Source organism: Roseateles chitinivorans, from assembly GCF_002761755.1.
Classification (GTDB): Bacteria; Pseudomonadota; Gammaproteobacteria; order Burkholderiales; family Burkholderiaceae_C; genus Roseateles; species Roseateles chitinivorans.
Genome location: NZ_PEOG01000093.1, coordinates 1 through 18,025, shown reverse-complemented (window position 1 = coordinate 18,025; position 18,025 = coordinate 1). Strand labels below are relative to the sequence as shown.

General features: G+C 71.2%; 22 protein-coding genes and 2 pseudogenes. 4 read left to right on the top strand and 20 right to left on the bottom strand.

All coding sequences use genetic code 11. The annotated features are described in order from the left end of the window. From CS062_RS22880 to CS062_RS22820, 13 genes and pseudogenes are all read right to left on the bottom strand, one after another. Positions 1–181: pseudogene (locus tag CS062_RS22880) on the bottom strand (hypothetical protein); the annotation flags it as partial. Next, positions 178–816 carry a type III secretion protein HrpB4 gene (locus CS062_RS22875; RefSeq protein ID WP_158238903.1) on the bottom strand — a complete coding sequence of 213 codons (639 nt, stop codon included), beginning with the start codon at positions 814–816 and terminating at the stop codon, positions 178–180. The pseudogene CS062_RS22880 and the gene CS062_RS22875, both read right to left, overlap by 4 nt. Positions 817–932: 116 nt before the next feature. Continuing rightward, the gene (gene sctJ, locus CS062_RS22870; protein ID WP_099863952.1) at positions 933–1,856 is read right to left on the bottom strand and encodes a type III secretion system inner membrane ring lipoprotein SctJ; all 924 of its coding nucleotides are present in this window, start codon (positions 1,854–1,856) and stop codon (positions 933–935) included. 49 nt (positions 1,857–1,905) lie between these two features. After that, entirely contained in the window at positions 1,906–2,301 is a 396-nt protein-coding gene (locus CS062_RS22865) for a hypothetical protein (RefSeq protein ID WP_099863951.1), read from the bottom strand. Between the two features lie 20 nt (positions 2,302–2,321). After that, complete coding sequence (locus CS062_RS22860; RefSeq protein ID WP_099863949.1) at positions 2,322–2,792, bottom strand: HrpB1 family type III secretion system apparatus protein; 471 nt, start codon at positions 2,790–2,792, stop codon at positions 2,322–2,324. A 120-nt stretch (positions 2,793–2,912) separates the two neighbouring features. After that, the gene (locus CS062_RS22855) at positions 2,913–3,653 is read right to left on the bottom strand and encodes a hypothetical protein (RefSeq protein ID WP_099863947.1); all 741 of its coding nucleotides are present in this window, start codon (positions 3,651–3,653) and stop codon (positions 2,913–2,915) included. A gap of 37 nt (positions 3,654–3,690) precedes the next feature. Then, positions 3,691–5,079: an HrpF/NolX family T3SS translocon protein gene (locus tag CS062_RS22850; RefSeq protein ID WP_099863945.1), complete on the bottom strand. Its 1,389-nt coding sequence runs from the start codon at positions 5,077–5,079 to the stop codon at positions 3,691–3,693. A 98-nt stretch (positions 5,080–5,177) separates the two neighbouring features. After that, positions 5,178–5,453, bottom strand: coding sequence for a hypothetical protein (locus CS062_RS22845; protein WP_099863944.1), 276 nt, complete (start codon positions 5,451–5,453; stop codon positions 5,178–5,180). Between the two features lie 96 nt (positions 5,454–5,549). Beyond that, on the bottom strand, positions 5,550–5,972 hold the full coding sequence (locus CS062_RS22840; RefSeq protein WP_099863942.1) for a hypothetical protein: 423 nt from the start codon (positions 5,970–5,972) through the stop codon (positions 5,550–5,552). A gap of 16 nt (positions 5,973–5,988) precedes the next feature. After that, positions 5,989–6,249 (bottom strand): hypothetical protein, encoded by a 261-nt coding sequence (locus CS062_RS22835; RefSeq protein WP_099863940.1) that lies wholly within the window; start codon positions 6,247–6,249, stop codon positions 5,989–5,991. Between the two features lie 55 nt (positions 6,250–6,304). Beyond that, the gene (hrpD5, locus tag CS062_RS22830) at positions 6,305–7,333 is read right to left on the bottom strand and encodes an HrpD5 family protein (protein WP_143742468.1); all 1,029 of its coding nucleotides are present in this window, start codon (positions 7,331–7,333) and stop codon (positions 6,305–6,307) included. 40 nt (positions 7,334–7,373) lie between these two features. Beyond that, positions 7,374–9,260, bottom strand: a complete 1,887-nt coding sequence (gene sctC, locus CS062_RS22825; RefSeq protein WP_099863937.1) for a type III secretion system outer membrane ring subunit SctC — start codon at positions 9,258–9,260, stop codon at positions 7,374–7,376. Next, positions 9,260–9,490: a hypothetical protein gene (locus CS062_RS22820; RefSeq protein WP_099863936.1), complete on the bottom strand. Its 231-nt coding sequence runs from the start codon at positions 9,488–9,490 to the stop codon at positions 9,260–9,262. The genes sctC and CS062_RS22820 overlap by 1 nt, the downstream gene beginning before the upstream one ends. A gap of 275 nt (positions 9,491–9,765) precedes the next feature. Here CS062_RS22820 and CS062_RS22815 point away from each other — a divergent pair, with 275 nt between their 5' ends. Then, on the top strand, positions 9,766–10,182 hold the full coding sequence (locus CS062_RS22815; RefSeq protein ID WP_099863934.1) for a hypothetical protein: 417 nt from the start codon (positions 9,766–9,768) through the stop codon (positions 10,180–10,182). Between the two features lie 13 nt (positions 10,183–10,195). After that, on the top strand, positions 10,196–10,879 hold the full coding sequence (locus CS062_RS22810) for a lytic transglycosylase domain-containing protein (RefSeq protein WP_143742467.1): 684 nt from the start codon (positions 10,196–10,198) through the stop codon (positions 10,877–10,879). Positions 10,880–11,234: 355 nt separating this feature from the next. Here CS062_RS22810 and CS062_RS22805 read toward each other — a convergent pair whose 3' ends face one another. The 5 genes from CS062_RS22805 to CS062_RS22785 form a co-directional block, all read right to left on the bottom strand. Then, positions 11,235–12,722, bottom strand: coding sequence for a helix-turn-helix transcriptional regulator (locus CS062_RS22805; protein WP_099863931.1), 1,488 nt, complete (start codon positions 12,720–12,722; stop codon positions 11,235–11,237). Between the two features lie 275 nt (positions 12,723–12,997). After that, a complete protein-coding gene (locus CS062_RS22800) occupies positions 12,998–13,405 on the bottom strand; it encodes a hypothetical protein (protein WP_099863930.1) in 408 nt (135 codons plus the stop codon). Positions 13,406–13,478: 73 nt separating this feature from the next. Next, on the bottom strand, positions 13,479–14,285 hold the full coding sequence (locus tag CS062_RS22795) for a hypothetical protein (protein WP_099863928.1): 807 nt from the start codon (positions 14,283–14,285) through the stop codon (positions 13,479–13,481). A gap of 176 nt (positions 14,286–14,461) precedes the next feature. Further along, on the bottom strand, positions 14,462–15,289 hold the full coding sequence (sctT, locus tag CS062_RS22790; protein ID WP_099863927.1) for a type III secretion system export apparatus subunit SctT: 828 nt from the start codon (positions 15,287–15,289) through the stop codon (positions 14,462–14,464). A 1-nt stretch (position 15,290) separates the two neighbouring features. After that, on the bottom strand, positions 15,291–15,803 hold the full coding sequence (locus CS062_RS22785; protein ID WP_158238902.1) for a hypothetical protein: 513 nt from the start codon (positions 15,801–15,803) through the stop codon (positions 15,291–15,293). Positions 15,804–16,047: 244 nt separating this feature from the next. On the opposite strand from CS062_RS22785, the gene CS062_RS25990 reads away from it, so the two are divergent. Together CS062_RS25990 and CS062_RS22780 are read left to right on the top strand one after the other, a co-directional pair. After that, positions 16,048–16,287, top strand: coding sequence for a hypothetical protein (locus CS062_RS25990; protein ID WP_143742466.1), 240 nt, complete (start codon positions 16,048–16,050; stop codon positions 16,285–16,287). Further along, positions 16,284–17,081: a winged helix-turn-helix transcriptional regulator gene (locus CS062_RS22780; protein ID WP_099863924.1), complete on the top strand. Its 798-nt coding sequence runs from the start codon at positions 16,284–16,286 to the stop codon at positions 17,079–17,081. The genes CS062_RS25990 and CS062_RS22780 overlap by 4 nt, the downstream gene beginning before the upstream one ends. Positions 17,082–17,088: 7 nt before the next feature. Here the strand turns inward: CS062_RS22780 and CS062_RS22775 are convergent, their stop codons facing one another. Both CS062_RS22775 and CS062_RS26390 read right to left on the bottom strand, forming a co-directional pair. Continuing rightward, a complete protein-coding gene (locus CS062_RS22775) occupies positions 17,089–17,544 on the bottom strand; it encodes a CesT family type III secretion system chaperone (protein ID WP_099863922.1) in 456 nt (151 codons plus the stop codon). A gap of 3 nt (positions 17,545–17,547) precedes the next feature. Then, positions 17,548–18,025, bottom strand: a pseudogene (locus tag CS062_RS26390) (hypothetical protein); the annotation flags it as partial.

The following is an 18,025-nucleotide window of genomic DNA, read 5'->3' as shown; positions in this document are numbered from 1 at the left end:
CCAGCGCCAGGGCCTGGCCGCGGGCCTGCGCCAGGACGACGTCGCGCTGCTCGGCCATCGCGCGGCGCAGCGCGTCGAGTTCCGCTGCGCCGTCGAGCTCGGCGGCGCGCAGGATGCCGTCCTCGGCGCCGAGTCCGCCGAGACGGTCCGCGCCAGCGCCGCCCTGCAGCCAGATCATCATGTCGGTTCCTTCGCGAAGAGCGCGTCCAGGCGGGTCAGGCCCTCCAGCGCGCAGGCGTGACGGACCGGCACCTGGTGCCGGCCGTCGGGCACCGGCCAGCGCGCCGGCAGCGCGAGCCGCACCAGCCGCCGCAGGCCGCGATGTGGCCAGGCGCCGGCGAGCGCCAGGTCGGCATAACCGACGCAGGCCCACTGGATCGGCGACCAGGCCGCGACATGCGCCGGCACCACCGCGCCCTGGCGCGAGGATTCGCGCAGGGTCGCCATCGCCGGACCGAGCGCGCCTTCGAGCGCCTGCCGCGCACGGATCTCGACGCAGCAGCGCAGCACGCCGGGCCGGCCCGCCAGCGCCACCGCGCACAGGCGCGACAGCAGCCCCAGCCGCCCCTGCAGCGCCAGGCGCCCGCCCGGCGTCGCGAGCAGGCGCAGGTCGGGCAGCGGCCCGCACCAGCGTCGGTACAGCGTGAGCATCAGTCGGCGGCGCGAGGGGCCGTCCGGTACCTGCTCGATCGCCAGCCGCAGCGCCTTCAGCGCCGCCCACCCGTCGTCGATGCCTTCCGGCAGGCGATCGAGGCGGCGCTGGAAGACCAGCGCGAGCCGGGCCAGTTCAGCCGGGCCCGCCGGCGGGACGGGCATGGCGGACAGCATGGACCTGGCGGCGCGCGCGGGCATGGTCGGCAGGGCCGGCGCGGTTGGCCCGGTTGGCCCGCTTGCCCCGGTTGGCGTCGTTGGCGCGGCGTCCATGGCCGACCTCATGTCGCGGACGTCTGGATCGCAGCGGGCGCGGCGCTGCCGTTCACGCTGACGCTCGCGCCCGGACCGTTGCCGCCGCCCGATGCGACGGCAGCCGGGCCGTTCGCACCGGCCGGGCCACCGGGGGTGGTCGGGATGGTGGCGGCCGTGGCGGTGGCGGTGGCAATGTCGCCCGGCCGGAGCCGGCGCGCCAGCGGCTCCGGCAGCCACTCCGGCTTCTTCCACGCGACCCCGCCGGCGCCGCCCAGTCCGAGCAGCGCCAGCGCCGTCGCGATCCAGAGGCCGATCCCGACGGGCGCTGGCGGTGGCGGCGGCGCGATCATCGCGCCCGCCACCAGCGTGACCGAGACGTTGTCGTAGGACAGGCCCTCGACGCTGCGCGCGACCATGTTCTTGATCGCCGGCGTGAGCGCGGTGAGGTTGGCCTGCGGCCGGTACTTCACGAACACCGACGCGCTGGAGGGCTTGCTCTCCTGCGCCATCGGGTCGTTGTTGGGCAGCACGATGTGCACCCGCGCGGTCACCACGCCGTCGATCTGGCTCAGCGTCTCGGAGAGCTCCTGCGAGACGCCGTGGATGAAGCGCACCCGCTCCTCGGTCGGCGAGGAGATCAGCCCTTCCTTCTTGAACATGTCGCCCAGGCTGACATGCTTGTCCTGCGGCAGGCCCTGCGCGCGCAGCACCGCCAGCGCGCGCACCACGTCGGCCTCGTCGACCTTGACGCTCCAGGTCTTGCCGCTGTCGGGCGTCTGCTTGCTGGCGGCGATGCCGCTTTCCAGCAGCGCCGACACCATGTGGTTGGCGTCCGCCTCGGACTGCTTGGTGTAGAGGTCGGCGTCGCAGGCCGCCAGGCACAGCGCCAGCACGGCGCCGAGCAGCAGGCGCCAGGGCCGGGTGGCGCGGGCATCGGATCGGGAAGGCATGTCGGAACTCCGTTCGACGCGGCCGGGCGGCGCCGGCCGCCGGGACGCGTCACTGGTTCTTCATCAGCGTCTGCAGGCCGCTCTTGCTGCTCTGCGCGACATAGACGCCGGCGTTGAACTGCACCTGCACCATCGACAGCTGGTAGCTGAGCGCGATGTGGCGCGAGGCCAGCTCGCCCGGATTCATCGAAGGCGCCTGCTGCGAGAACGCGCGCACGCTGTCGAAGGTCTGGCGCAGCACGCCTTCCTGCGCCTCGATGAAGTGCGAGACCGGCGAGCGCTCGCCGACCTCGGTGCCGTGCGGCGCGGGCGCGGCGGGCTGCTCCAGCATCAGGCGCTGGAAGCGGTCGGACAGGCCGCCGAGCGCGTCGGGCGAGGCGGCGGCGCGATCCAGGACCTGCGTCGGGGAGGCGCCGGACACGGCGCCGATGGCGGGGACAGTCATGCGGATCTCCAGGAGCGGGGTCAGGCGCGCAGCAGCGGCGCGTGCGGCAGCGAGCGCGGGTCGTAGTCCTCGAAGCTGGCGGCCGGCGCGGAGGCGGCCTCGGGCTCGCCGACGTTGAGGTCCTTGCCCAGCAGCAGGCGCACCAGGCCGCGGGCTTCCTGGGTGGAGTCGCCCTCGATCACCTCGTTGGCGCTGACGCTCCAGGCCGGATCGCCGACGGCGAACTGGCAGAAGGCCATCAGCGCGCGCCCCAGGCTCCAGTTGCGGGTGTTGGCATCGAGGTTGTTGAGCGTGCGGATCGCGTCGTGCCAGTGGCCGCGGCTGATCGCGATCCAGGCCTCGAAGGTGTCGAGCTCGGTCAAGTGGGGGCGCAGCTGGCGCACCGCCACCAGCACCGTCTCGGCATCCTCGGTGCGCTTGTGCGTGATGCCGAGGCTGACGATCTCGATGAGGGCGCGGACGAAGGGTTTGCGATGAAAGGTCGGGTCCATCTGTGTGCTCCTGGGGAAGTGCCTGTCCTGAACGGACGCGTGTCCGCTCGGGACAGGCACGTCGCGTGCAAGGACGCGGCGTGCCCGGCGGGGGCCGCGAACGGCCCCCGCGCTCAGGCATCAGAACAACATGCCGGTGGTGCGGCCGTTGAAGATGTTGAACAGGTTCACGCCTTGGGTGAGCTCGCTCTGCGACAGGTTGGGCCCGCCGTAGGTCTGCGCCCAGTTCAGCGCGTCCATCTGCGTGAACGGCTGGTTCAGGCTGGTGAACGGGGTCTGCGCGAACGAGGCGTTGTACGGCGAGGCGACGCCACCGGCGTACGGCTGCTGGAACGCGGTGAAGGGCTGCTGCGCGTAGGGCGAGGCGCCATACGGGGACGCCGCGAACGGCTGCTGGCCGAAGGCCTGCGGCGCGGTGGGCAGGCCGCCGAGCCCGCCACCGAGTCCGCCGCCCAGGCCACCCAGCTGGCTGGCCACCGAGTTGGCCAGCGGGTTGGCCGTGCCCAGGCCGCCCAGGCCGCCGCCGCCCAGCGCCTGCAGCAGCGGGGTCAGCGCCTGCAGCAGCTGGACGACGCTCTGCAGGATGCCCTGCAGGCCCTGGCCGGCGCCTTGCGCGCCTTGGGGACCGCCCAGGCCGGGCGCGCCGAGTCCGGGTGCACCGAGTCCGGGGGCGCCGCCGGGCATGCCGGGCAGGCCGCCGAACTGGCTCTGCTGCGCCTGCAGCAGGTTCTGCAGCAGGCCGCTGCTGAACTGCATCAGCGTGGAGGCGATGTCCATCGTGCTGGACAGGGCCGAGGTCAGCGGCGACTGCGGCTGGTACGACGGGGTGACCGCCGGGGTCGAGGGGATCGAGAAGCTCATGGTGAGTCCTTTCAAGCGGGAGGCGCGAGCGCTCCGATCAGTACAGGCGGACCGAGGTCGGCAGGTTCTGGAAGGTCGTGGACACGTTGTCCTTGAACGACTGCGGCACTTGCGGCACGTTGTCATTCAGGCCGCGCAGCAGCAGGCCGGCAAGCGAATCGGCGCGCACGTTGCCGAAGATCTCGCCCTTCAGGCCGCTCGGGCCCGGCTCGGTGTCGGCGCCCTTGAGCACGTTGCGCAGGTCGTCGGCGCTGATCAGGCCGTCGCCGCGCTGGTCGCCGCGATGCTTCTGGCGGATCTGGAAGGCGTTGTCGAGCTTGGTGAACAGCTCCGGCTGGCTCAGGATCAGCTTGGCGGCGTCCTTCATGTCCTGCGGCGCGGCGGTGCCGTCGGGCATCTTGCCGGTCTTGACGATCGCTTCCAGCTCAGGCTTGCTGACCATCTTGTCGCCGCTGCCGAAGAAGCTGTTGCCGTACTTGGCCAGCGTCTGCAGCGCTTCCTTCTCGCCGACGCTGAAGCTCACCTGCTGCATCGCGGCGGTGGTGTCGCCCTTGCCGATCTTGCCGTCGGCATGGCCCTTGAAGCCTTGCGCCTTGGAATCGGCGGTCTCCAGCGACTTGAAGTCCTCCGGATGGTCGAGCAGGTACTTGGCGGCGGCGCGCAGTTCCGGCGTGTAGTTCGCCGAGACCTGGAAGCGCTGCATCTCGCCGTTGGCGATGGCCTTGAGGTCATCCTTGGTGATGAACTTGTCCTTGCCGCTGGTCAGCTGGTCGAAGTTGCGGGCGATCTCGCGGGTCGCGCGGTCCTTGTCCATCTGCACGTTGCCGGCGGCGTCGTACTTGATCTCGCCGGTGGGCGCGACCTGCGTCGGCACGTTCGGCGCGGCGCCGAAGGCGTTGGTCTGCGGCGCGTTGGGGAAGTAGGCGTTGGGCAGCGGGGCGCCGTTGAGCACCGCGCCCTGGGGCAGGCCACCGGTGGGCAGGCCGCCGGGCAAGGCGCCGCCGCCCAGCAGCTGCAGCAGCTGCTGCACCGCGCCGAACGGGTTCTGCATCATCGGGTTGGCCAGCATCGGGTTGACGCCCGCGCCGAAGGCCGGGTTCATCATCGGCATGCCCATCTGCGTCGGGTAGGGCTGCTGGAAGCGCGGCTGCAGGCCGGGCATCGGCTGCTGGGCGAAGGGATAGCCGCCGAAGGCGTTGGCCGGCAGGGTCGGCAACATCGGCGTGCGCTGCAGGCCGGCCATCAGCATCGGCGAGAGGGCGCCCAGCAGGTCGCCGATCGAGCTGAACACGTTGCCCAGGCGGGCCGGGTCCAGGGCCAGGGGCACGGCGCCCAGCGGGCTCGACACGGCGGACGAGGTGGTGGTGCCCAGCCCCAGCTGCATGTTGTAGCTGTTGGTGGACTGCTGCAGAGAAGAAACGCTCATGGGGATCTCCCGTGGGAATGAGGAATGGATCGAGGATTGGGTCGAGGAATGAATCGCGGACGGATCCGGGGGATGAATGGCGGGTCGCGCGGCGCGGTTTAGGCCAGACCCTTGATCGCTTCGCCGATGGCCTTGAAGAGCTTGGCCAGCGCTTCATTCATCTTCACGATCATCTGGATGATCCCCATCTGCGTCTGGAACTGCATCTGCATCGCAGCCGTCTGCTGGATCTGGTCCATCATGGCCGAGCCGTCCTGGCCGGCGGCCTGGGTGCCCTGCGCGCTCAGCCCGGCGGCGCCGGACTGGAACATGTTCATGGAGTTGCCCATGCTCGCGCCGGTGCTGCCGCTGCTGCTGGTGCTGGGAATTGACATCGTCTGCTCCTGAGGAAATGCGGAAGGTCCGCGTTGGGATGCGCCGCGTTATGCGGCCTGCTCGAGAAGGGAGCCGGGACTGCGCCCCCGGGGAAATCAGTGAGGGGCGCGAAGACCGGCCAGGTAGGCGAGGACGCCGTTCGCGGCCTCGCGGGCCTGCTGGTCGGTGCTGGTGGCCAGCACGTTGTTGAGCCAGTGCTTCCACTCGGGGTCGCCGCTGAGCATCATCGAGACGCCCAGCGCCACCTTGGAGTTGTCGTCATCGGGCTGCTGCTCGATGCGCCGGCCCAGCGAGGCCTTGGCATAGTCCGCGTCGCCGCCCATCGCCACCGCGATGGCGCGGTGCATGACGTACATGGTCGGATCCTCGAGGGTCATCTCGACCGCCTCGTGGACGATGGCCGCGTCGTCGCTGGCGCGATAGATCGCACCGAGCAGGCCGATGGCCATCAGGTTGCGGTAGACCTCCGGGTACTGGGCGCCCGGCGCGCCACCGGTGCTGGCTTGGATGTGTTGCATGGAGGGCCTCCGCGGGTCAGACGGCGAGCGACGCGTTGTGCAGCGTCTCCCAGATGTGGCGCACGATGCGCTGGGCGGCGTTGAAGGCCTCGATCAGCTGCGAGATCAGCTGGCGCTCGGCGGCGGCCGCGGTCTGCAGCAGGCCTTCGCTGCTGCGGGCCACGTCGGCGAAGTAGGACAGCATGGCGCGGGCGCGATCGCCGGTGGCGTCCTCGGCCAGCGACTTCTCCAGGTTGGCCAGGTCGCCGAAGACGGTTTGCTCGAGTTGCTCGTTCATGGTCGAAGTTGCTCCGTGAAAAGGGGAGGGTCGGGTGGAAGTCCGGGGGAAGGGATCAACGGGCCGGTGGCGTCGGCGGATCGCTCAGCTCGCCGATGGATTCCGGGATCAGGGAGAGGTGCTTGGCGCCGTCGCGCGTCTGCACGTACTGCAGGCCGTCGGTGGCGAGCATCGCCCCCACCGGCACGCTGTCGGGGACCGGCGCCGAAGCGACGGCCACCTCGATGCCGCGCACCAGCGGCGCGAGGTCGGCGGCCACGCGGGTGGAGGCGTCGCGCACCCGGTCGGGAAAGGCCGCGCGGCCGCCGACCACGAACACGCCGCGGTCGCGGTAGCGCACCACCAGGCCGGGCGTGTCCAGCGCCTCGGAGATGCTCTGCGCGATGTCGGCCGCCGAGGCGTAGCGGTGCTCGATGCGCTCCACCGGGAAGCGGTCCAGCAGCTGGCGCAGCGCCTGCGCGGCGGCGGCGTCGGGCAGCAGGCCCTCGACGATCACCCGATCGCCGGCGGCGCGCACGGTGACCTCCGGGATCGCGGCGCCCGAGATCGCGCGGTACACCTGGCCCACCAGCGGCTCGGGCTTGACCGCGTCGCGCGCCGCCTGGGCATGTCGCGCGATCACCGTGGTCAGCAGGCCACCGAGCGTGAGCGCGGCCACCAGGCCCCAGGCCAGCACCCGGCGGCTGCCGGTCGTGGCGGCCTCGATCACCGGCGCGGCGGCCTCGATCACCGCCCGCGCCGGACGCATCAGCCGTTCCATCAGCTCGATGTCGGACGGCCAGGCCGCGTCCGCGGGACCCACGCACAGCACCACGTCGCCGAAGCGGCGCGGCTCGAAGTCGGCCATCGGCGCGCTCGTGGCCGCCGCGGTGACGTCGTCGAGGGCTGCGCCGGGCGCGGCGTTCAGCGGGGAGGCGAGGGCGAGCACTTGACCGTTCTTCGTCAGTTCGAGGACCAGGGGATCCGCGTGCCAGTCGACGAGCTGGATGTCGGCCTGCTCGTCCGCGGCGATGCGGTATGTCGATGCGCTCAACGGTAGGTGGACCCCCGCATGAACGCCGGTCAGGACACGAAGCTGTTTCATGGATTGCGAACGCTTGCGCAGGGGCTGGGGACGGGGCGCTTCAACGCGCCAGCGGCGCGGTCGGCGCGCCGGGATCCAGGTCGCCACCGGGGGCCGGCGACGGCGGGAGCGCGGCGCTGCCGCCGACCAGCTTGGGCGTGATCAGGAACAGGCGCTCGGTGCGGGTGGCGCGGCTGCCGCTCCATCGGAACAGGCCGCCGACCAGCGGCACGTCCTTGAGCAGCGGCACGCCTGACTGCTGGTCGGTGCTGGCCTCGACCATCAGGCCGCCGATGAGCAGGCTCTCGCCCTCGCGCACATGGGCCTCAGTGCGGATCTCGGTCTTCTTGAGCACCGGCACCGCGTCGACCGAGCTGGCCTCGAAATTGCCGTCCTCGATGTAGAGCGAGAGCTTGATCTGGTTGACGCCGCCGTTGGACACCACCTGCGGCGTGACCTGGAGCAGGGTCCCGGCCTCGATCTGGTAGAGCCGCGCATCGAGGTTGCCGGCGACGCGCACCGTGGCGACGCGTTTCTCCTTCATGACCGCCGGCCGGTTGGCCACGCCCAGCACCGAGGGCTTGGAGACCACGCGGGCCTTGCCTTCGCCCTGCATCGCGTTGATGCGCATCATCAGCTGCCGGCCGGCGTCCGCGACCAGCGTGCCGATCGTGTAGGTGCCGTTGCCCAGCAGGCCCTGGCCGCCGCCGGTCTGCGGCGGACCGCCACCCGGCGAGGTCACCGACAGCTGGCCGCGGTTGCCCTGCACCGACCAGTCGATGCCCAGCGAGCGCGCGTTGTCCTCGCTGACATCGATGATCATGGCCTGCAGCTCCACCAGCACCGGGCGCTGGTCCAGGCGCTGGATCAGCGCCTCGTACTCGCGCATGCGGTAGGCGCGGCCCTGCACGATGACGGCGTTGGTGCCCTCGTCGGCTTCGAAGCGGGGCTGGTCCTCCTCGAAGTTGACCGGACTCTTCAGCGCGCGCGCGCTTTGCCCTGGCTTGTCGGCGCCGCCGCCCGGGGCATGGCCCTGCGAGGCGGACGGCAGTTCGGGCACCAGCTTGCCGGCGCCGTACATCGCCTGCATCGACCTGATCTTCTGGTCGACCGGATTGGCCGGCTGGCCGGTCACCGTGTCGGGCTGCAGGCTCTGGGCCGCATAGAGGTTGCGCAGGATGGTCGCGACGCCGGGCACGTTGCTCTCGCCGAGCAGGCGGTCGTTGGCCGACGCGAAGCGCAGCGGGAAGACGCGCACCACGCGCTCGTTGCCTTCGGCGGCGCCCAGGTCCAGCGAGTCCAGCGCCTGCGCGATCAGCTCGATGTGGCGCGGCGGCCCGTAGGCCAGCAGCGTGCGCTGCGCGTCGTTGAAGCGCAGCGGATAGCGCTTGTCGCCGAGGTTCAGCGAGTTCAGCAGCTCGGTGACCTCGCGGCGGCTGTAGCCCTTGAGCCGGAACATCCGGCTCTGGACCGCGCGCGCCGGATAGAAGTACAGCGCGGTGCCGTCGTCGTACCAGAGCAGGCCATAGGCCTTGGCGATGGCGCTCAGGAAGACCTGCGGCGAGCTGTCGAAGCTGGCGTTGACCACGCCGTCGACACCGTCGCCGACCACCGCCGGCACGCCCTGGCTGGCGGCGAAGTCCTGCAGCACGTCGGACAGGCGGCGGCTCTCGGCGCGGTAGACGAAGCGGCGCTCCAGGCGCCGGTCGCTGCTCGCGGCGGTGCGCACGCGGGACCGGGTCGCGGTCGTGGCCGCCGTCGAGGGCGACATCGCGGCGGTGGAAGATGCGGCGGGCGTTCCTGGCGCGGTGAGCGCGGAGGACATCGCGGCTGGCGCCGCGCCGCGCGCGTCCTGAGCCCGCAGCGTGGCGGGCGCGCTGCCCGAGCCGGCGACGGCCATCGCCACGCAGGCCGCGAGCGCGCGGCGCTGGAAGTCGGGCGTCCGCATCACAGCGGCTCCGCGTCGGGGTCGTCCTCGTCGGGCTCTTCCTCCTCGAAGAACTTGCCCAGCGCTTCCTTCATCATGCCCTGGCCGCCCTGGAAGATGCCGCTCACGACCTGCTGGAAGGCCTTGGTCTGGGTGATGTCGCCGCCGCCGTCACCGGCCGGCGGCACCGGCGGACTGCTGGGCGACGAGGGGCTCGGGCCGCCCACTCCGTTGACACCATTCACCGACATGGTCAGCTCCTTCTTGTTGACGACGAGGAGGCTAGGGCGCGGGTCCGTGGTGAGGACACGGTGACACGAAGCAGCGTCCGTCACCGCGAACCGGCAGCGGTGGTGGGCGGCCGCGCGGGCGGTGGCGACGGGCGGTGCCTGCGTTCGCCTGCGCGGACGGACCTTCGCCCGTCACGGGCCGTGCCGGCGGGCGATGCGGACACTGCGACGGGACCGGGCCGCGCGCATGGCGCAGGCGTCCCGCGCCTTTCATCCAAGCCTCAACAGGAGCCCCCATGCTGACTGCCCCCTCGCTGGCCGCCGCCGGATACAACGACTTCTTCGCCTCGCTGCAAACGGTGCAGACGACCGTGCAGACGCAGGTCGAGCGCTTCCAGGAACTGATGCTGGAGATCAAGCGCGTCAGCGCCGCGCACCAGGACGACGAGAGCCTGCGCCGCGCGGGCGAGATCGCGCTGAAGCTGCACCGGGTGCACACGCTGCTGTTCGGCGGCGCGCTGATGGCGCAGCCGCAGGAGGGCACGACGACCAGCGCCGGGAGCGCCGCCGCCGAAGGTGACGCGATCGACCTGGACGGTGCGATGGCGGAGTTCTCCTCGCTGCTGAGCCGCACCCGGCTGGCCTCGACCGAGGCCGAACTGCTGCTGGCGCAGGCGAGCGAGGAACTGGCCGCGCTGCGCGCCCAGGCCTGAGGGAGGCCCGGCGATGAGAGCCGGACCTCGCGCCTTCTGGCCCGCGCTTTGCGCGGCGGCGATGGTCGCCGGTTCCGCCGAGGCCGGCGTGCGCTACCGCTGCGAGCTGCTGGACGGCAGCGAGCGGGTCGCGCTGGAGGACCTGTCGACGCGGTTCAGCGCGGCGGTGCGTCGGTGCACCGCCTTCGAGGTCGCCGACCTGCCCGGGCCGCGCATCGAGACCGAACTGACTTCGCTCGCCTACGCGCGGCCGCGGCCCTCGCCGCAGGCCTGGCGCACCAACCCGCAGCCGCTGGCGCTCGGCGCGCCGCATCTGCAGCGCATGGTGCAGCAGGCCAGCCGCAAGCATGGCCTGGACCCGCGCCTGGTCGGCGCGCTGGTGCATGTGGAGTCGGCCTATCAGACGCAGGCCCGTTCGCCCAAGGGCGCGCTCGGCCTGATGCAGATCATGCCGGCGACGGGCGCGCGCTACGGTGTCGCGTCCAGGCAGGACCTGCTCGACCCGGCCATCAACATCGACGTCGGCGCGCGCTATCTGCGCGACCTCAACGAGATGTTCGATGGACGCGTCGACCTGGTGCTGGCCGCCTACAACGCGGGCGAGGGCGCGGTGAAGCGCTACGGCAACCGCATCCCGCCGTATCGCGAGACGCAGGACTACGTGCGCAAGATCCTGAAGCTGTACGAAGGGGATTGAGCGGCGATGGGCGTCGACCGCCTCCCTCGACGGAGGCCACGCCTGCCGTCGACACCGGCGGCGGCGACCGATGCCCGCGGCATCTCCCGCTGGTGAGACCACCGTTTCGGAAGGCTGGAACCTCACGGTCGGCGAAGCGCTCGTGCTTCGGAAGGCTTGGACCTCAGGGTCGGCGAAGCGCTCCTGCTTCGGGAGGCTGGAACCTCACGGTCGGCGAAGCGCTCTTGACCGTGTGGAACCCCATTGCGTCCCCGGCCTCGTCGCCGTGCGCACCGAGCCAGCTCGGATGAAGGCCTTCATGACCGACCTGTGATCGCGCCCGGCAGGCCTTGCGCCGGCCGGGCGCATCGCCGGTTCAGCCGTGCAGGCGTGTGGCCACGGTGTCGTCGTCGGTCGCACCGCGCAGTGTCTGCGTCGGCGTCTCGTCGAAGCGGCTGCGGTAGTTGTGGACCAGCGTCGAGCGGTTCTTCACGCCCCAGCGGGAGGCCACCTCGAGCACGCCGGCCTCGCCGCCGCCGGCCTGCAGGTCGCCGTGGATCCGCTCGACGCGGCGGGTGCGGATCATCTCCGCCGGCGTGACGCCCAGGTGGGTGCGGAAGGCGAGTTGCAGCGCGCGCTCGGTGACGCCGACATGCGCGGCGACCTGGCGCACCGACAGATGCTCGTCGGTCAGGTGATCCATCATGAACTGGTAGGCGCGGCGATAACGCAGCGGCAGCCGCAGCTTGGCCGCATCGCCGGCGTCGGCGCTCGCCCTGGCCTGTTGCAGGAAACCCGGCGCGCGACCGGCGGCCGCATAGGTGCGCAGCGATTGCACCGCGTGCTGCGTGTGCAGCCGGTACAGCCGCAGCGCGTCCAGGTGGCGGCCCTGCTGCTGGTGCAGCTTGGCCTGGCAGTACTGCAGTTCCAGCGCATGGCGGCTGCGGTGCATCTGCTGCTCGTTGAAGGTCAGCGGCGCCAGCAGCTCCGACGCCGCGTGCGCGGCGCCGCGTCCCATCAGCATCAGCGCGCCCTCGATGCGGGCCTGGGTCTCGAATTCGCTCAGGCGGCGCTCGCGCAGCCAGGCCAGCTGGTGGGCGACCTGGGCCGCGGCGGCCGGGCCGACGCAGTCCGCGGCGAGCATCCGCCGCAGGTGATCCATGCGCGCCGCCACCAGCGGCGACCAGGTCCGGACCGCGTCCGCGGCCGCGCCGAGCTGCTGATGCATCAGCGTGTTGTCCGGCGCATCGGACGAGCCCTCGCGGTAGACCGAGCCCAGCGCATGGTCGTTGAGCGCGTCGCCGCCGCGCTCGCGGTGCAGGGTCGCCAGTTCCAGCGCCATGCAGTCCACCAGCTGCGCGAAGCGCGGATCGCCGAGCGAGGCGGCCAGGTTGCGTGCCGCGTCCAGCGAGCGCATCGCGCTGCCGCAGTCGCCGGCGCGCAGCATCGCCTGCGCGACGCCGGCCATCGCCTCGACGCGGGCGGCCACCGGCGCGCGGGCATCGTCGCCGACCGGGCCCAGGCAGTCGATCGCGCGGCCGGGCTTGTTCAGGTGCAGCAGCATCGCGCCCTGGTCCATCGCGCCGTACCAGCGCACCATGTGGCGCGACATGGCCTCGTAATGTCGCAGCTGGCGCTGGAACAGCTCCTCGGCATCCTCCTCGCGGCCGCAGGCCAGCATCGCGCGGCCCAGCAGCTGGCCCAGGGCCGCGCGCTGCGGCGCGGTGTCGGGCGTGCGCTGCAGGCGCTCGAAGTGGTCGCCGCCCATCCGCAGCGCAGCGGGCAGCTGGCCTTCCAGCGCCAGTCGGGCCAGTTCGCCATGCAGGGGCGCGGCGCGCAGCGAGGTCATTGCAAGCAGAAGCATGGAATCTCCATCGGGGTCGTGAACGGAATGACGCTCATGCTAGGAGCGAGCCCCGTGTCGATGGATCACAAGGCCTCGGCGAAATCCTCACGAATCCTCTTTTCGTTTCCCGACAGTTTCACGGTGTTGCCGTGTCATTCGTGAACGGACGCAACAGCGCTTGCCGGTGCGCGGCGCGCGTGCACAAGCGACGAGGCCCGCGCGTCTGTCGACGGGCGGGCCTTGAATGGCATGCGGGCGCCAACGGGCGGCCCAAGGAGCCGCCAGGAGGCCGGTCAACCCGCCATCTGGGCGGCCTTCTGGCCGATGTCCTTCTTCATCTTCGCTTCCGCTTCGTTGACGCCGGCCTTCATCTTCATGATGCCCATGGCGGTCTGGAATTCCATCTGGACGTTGTTCATCTTCTCCATCCGCTCCATGGCGTCCCGAGTGTCCTTCCCAGGGTCTTCGACCTTGTCCTTGGTCTTGTCGTTGCCCTCGGTGCCCTTCGGGCTGTTCGGACCGCCCGGGAGCCCTGTCCGTGGCGGCATGCCGGAGTCAGCCGAACTGCGCGTCGACAGGCCGTCCGGCGCCGCCGGCGCCTTGGGCGGTGCCTGGAAGTCCGAGGGCTTGACGGGCGTGGGCAGGAAGTCCGAAGGACGTATGGGTGTGGGGGTACCGCCGGGAATGTTGTTGACGGACATGGTGGGCTCCTGATGATGACTGCGTGGCAGTCGGTGGAGAGGCGCGCGTCCTCGCCGGGCGCGCGGACGGGGATCAATCCTTGGGCAGCGCGGCGCCGGTCTTCCATCGCGCCGCGAAGGCGGCGGCGACCGCGCCGGTGTCGCCCTGCGCGCCGGTGAACAAGGCGCGCGCCACCAGGCGCGGACCGACCTCGCGAGCCAGCGGCTCCGCGGTCTCGCCGAGCTCCAGCCCGGGCTCGTTGAGCACATGGCGGGCGACGCGCCGCGCGGCCTCGAGCAGTGCGCGCGTGGCCAGGGCGACCTCGGCCTCCGACGCCGTCGCGCCGAGCGCGCAGCGCAGGCGCTTCACCACGGTGAGGAATTGCGGGGACTCGGAGAACGCGGCCAGGCCGACGATCGCTTCGGCCGTCAGGCGCGCGGTCCTGGCGACGAAGCAGCGCGAGGTGTCGACCACCAGCCGCCGCGACAGCGTGTCCACGTGGAGCGGATGGGCACCGAGGTCGCCGAGCACGCGGGGCGCGGCATCGACCAGCCGCCGATAGGCGAGGGCGTCCACATAGGCCTGGTCGAGGCCGCCTCGCAGGAACGTCGCCAGCGACGGCGACAGCACGCCGCCGTGGCCGTTCACGAGTTGAGCGAGGCGCAGCTGCAGGCCTTCGATGCTGAAGCAACGCACGGTCAGCAGCGTGTCGCCGCCCTCGGCGGCGCGGGCGGTCTTCCAGACCGTGCCCACGTCGACGTCGAACAGGCCGCCCTGGGCCGAGTCGTCCCGGCCTCGCCGCGGCAGCGGCGGGTCGAGCATCAGGTGCGGGGTCAGCGGCGTATGCGCGGCCGCTGCCGCGGTGCCGCGCAGGGCGGTCGATGATGAAGCCAAGGTCATGACGGATCCTCCTTCCAAGGGACAGCTTGGGTGGGGACAGCATCCGCCTCGCGGCGACGATCTGCGGCGCTTGGGCGAAGCCTCGCCCTTGGATACGAAAGGACACTGGCGATGTCGACGTCGTCGATGCCGGGCCGTCGATGCGCGAGCGACCGGCGCTGGACACCGGCCCCGCGTCAATGCGCCGGTCGGAACCAGGCCGCGAGGTCGCGCGCCATCGTGTGCAGCGCCAACTGCGGCTTGACCTGGTCGAAGAACACCGCGACCAGCAGCACCAGCATCAGCAGCGCCACCGCGCCCTTGATCGGCTGGCTCAGGTTGTTGGGCTCCAGCTTGTCGGCCGTCTTGGAAATCAGGCCGATGCCCAGGTCGATCAGCAGCAGCACCATCACCACCGCGCTGCAGATCTTGATCATCGCCTGCAGGTAGCCGGCGATCTGCGCCTGCAGGAAGCGCTCGAGCAGGTTGGACCACTCGGGCATCGCGCGGTCCAGCGGCCACCACTGGAAGGATTCGAAGAGCAGGCCCACCAGCGCCAGCAGTCCGCCCAGCAGGTAGAAGCCGCAGATGGCCAGCTGGGACAGCAGGTTGCCCACCGGCGTGCTCTGCTCGCCGCTGAGCGGATTGGTCTGCTGGACGTTGTTGTAGCCCGCCTGGTTGTCGATCAGCACACCGATGCCCTCGGCGACCCAGAACACGGTGGAGACCGCATAGCCCAGCAGCAGCCCGATCAGGCCCTCCTTGGCGATCAGCACGCACAGGGCGAAGGTCGACAGGCCGTCCACCACCTGCAGCGGCTGGCCGCAGGCGATGAAGATGCCGATGGTCAGCGCCAGGCCGTTGCGCACCACGCCCTGCAGCACCTGGTCATTGGTGACCGGCAGCACCAGCATCGCGACATAGCCGCGCAGGCTGCTCAACGCGAGCAGCGTCAGCAGGCCCTTGACCGATTCGCCGAGGTGGATCAGCGCCTCGGTCCCGCCCAGCGGATCCGCGGCCGCCATCTCAGGCCGCCTCCGGCTGGCGGTCCGGCCGCGCGGCCAGCAGTCGGGCGACCGAGGCCTCCTCGGCCTCCTCGTCCTGCTGGTCGTCCTGGGCTGCCTGCTCGGTCCGGAGCAGGGTGTCCAGCCGCTGCCGGCAGCCGTCGCGCTGCTGTTCGCCGCGGCGGCGCGCGTGCTGGGCGGACTGCACGGCCTGCCGCGCGGCCTCGACCTGCCGCTCACCCTCCTGCACCCGCTTGGCCGCCGCCTGCGTGGTCCGGGCGGCCTCCTCGAGCAGATGCTGCAGCGTCACCAGGTCGCTGGGGCGGAAACCTGCCGCGGTGCCGGCCAGGGCATCGAGCCTGGCGCGCTGCGCGTCCTCGCGCGCGCGGCAGCCGTCGGCATCGGCCATCAGCGTCTCGAGTTGCTGCTGCTGCTGCCGCGCCTGCGCGCGAGCGGCATCAAGGGCGGCGTCGAGCTGTTCCAGCCGGCGCTCCTTCAGCCGGACGAGGGTGCGCCATCCGCGCGTGCTGCTCATGGGTCGGGGCCTCCGTGAACTGGGAAGAGAAGGAGGGCCATCCCAAGTCGCGACGGCCGCCCGGCGAGCTTGCGCCCGGCGTGGCCGTCCCGGGGCGCCGGTGCGAAGCCGTCCGCGCCACCGCGAAGCGCCGATTCGTGCTGTCCTCCATCGCATCCCGGGCGCATGGCGAGATCCGCCGATAGAAGTCGGTGATGTCTTGGAAATGACTCGGGCAAGGTGCCGACGTGAAGGTTACAGAGCGTTGACCTCACCCTATGAGGAACCGGCTCCAGATGTGCTTCTTGTCACAACAAGGACCATCGAGACGCAACTGAACGTGAGCCAAACTGGAACCCTGATAGATCAGGAAATGAACTATTTCACTCAAGCCGACGGCATCGGGATGGGCCGTCATACCGGAACGGCCAGCCGTTCCAAGCCGTCACGCCGGCACGCAATGGAAGAGACATTCCACCGTCGTGGCACAGGAGAAATTCAGTGAAGCTCGTGGGACTGTTCATCAACAAGGCCAGGCAGGCGGCCCTGGTGCGCGACCTGTCGTCGCATGGCGTGGAACTCCGGCCGATGCCGTCGTCCGCGGCGGTGCTGCATGCGCTCAAGCGTGGGGAGGCGCAGGCGGTGCTGCTGGAGGATGCCGACACCAGTCTCATCGACTGGCTCGCCATGCTGCAGCTGCGTCTGGGCGGCATCGTGCCGATCCTGGTCGTCGGTGGGGACAACGCTGTCGGCATGGTCGACGCGATGGCGCACGGGGCGACCGACTACGCCGACTATGTCGACTCGGTCGAGCCGCTGCTGACCCGGCTGCGCGCCCGTGTCGGCCGCCCGCAGCAGTTGCGGCGCATGGGGCTGGAGGTCGGCCCCTATGCGCTCGATGCGGCCGCCTCGGCGGTGCGGCGGGACGACCGGGAGATCAGCCTGACCGCGCGCGAGTTCGCGCTGGCCTGGGTGCTGTTCTCCAACGCCGGGCGCGTGGTCAGCGCTTCCAGCCTGACCGCGCGGGTCTGGGGCGGCGGCACCGACATCTGCAAGCGCACGCTGGAGCAGCATGTCTACCGGCTGCGGCGCAAGCTGAGCTGCGGCGCGACCGAGTCGGTGGTGCGGATCCAGGCGGTCTACAGCATCGGCTACCGGCTCGACCTGCTGCATGAGCAGCCGGGCTGGGCGGCGCCGGACTACGGCATCGCCGCCACCGAACTGCCGCTGCATGCGCGCGGGCTGCCGCAGGAGCAGCCGCCGGGCTACCTGCGCCACCTCTGGCCGGGCGAGTTGTGAGCGCGTCTCAGGCGCGGATCCAGAAGTAGTCGCCGGCGCAGATGCCGGCGAACATCTCCTCGGTCGCATTGGCGATGTTGTCGCGCCAGTAGCGGCCGTGCTCGGCATAGTGGGTCAGCGTCTCGGCCAGCCAGGGCGCGTCGATGGCGTCGCTCAGCGGCACCCGCACGATCAGCACGATGCCGCCCGTGTCCGCATGCAGGCCCAGCTGCGCCTGGTCCTGCGCGTAGACGCTGAGGTTGGCCTCCAGCAGCAGCCGGAACACGCGCAGGGTGCGGCCCGCGGTGACGATGCCGTAATGGAAGTTGAGGTACATCGCGCCGGGATCGTTCGAGAAGTTGGCGAGATGGACCTCGAAACCCTCGACCTCGATGGTCCCTCGGCGCAGCACGGCCTCGGCATCCGGCAGCTCGATGAGCTGGCAGAGGTCGCGGACCAGGGACTGGTAGCGTTCCTGGCTCATCGGTCAGGCGGCCGGCGGGGCCATCGAGGTCGCGCAGACCATCTCGATGCGATCGCAGCTCAGGCGCGTCTGCAGCGGCGTCCGCGGCCGGTCCGCGTTCAGCAGCAGCAGGGGCAGCAGGGCGTGGCGGTTCTGGCGCGCTTCCTCGGCGGGGTCGGCGGGATCGGAGGGCGCCGTGACCCGCGGGCTCGGTTCGGAGCGCTGGTCGAGCAGCGCCTGCTTGACCCGCGCCAGCGTCGCCAGGGGGCCGGGCTCCTGGCGCGACTGCAGGTAGGCGCGCACGGCGACCAGGCGCAGCGCGGTCAGGCGCGCGACCAGACCCGCCGAGGCGCTGGCGACCGCCAAGGCGCCGGCGACCGTCGAGGCGCGGTGCCCGGTCATGCTGGCCTCGAGTTCGAGCAGGGCGCCAACGAGCGCCATCGCCCGGTAGTCGGGCGATGCGGCGGAGATCGCGTCAGGCGATGGGGGCGCCAGCGCCCGG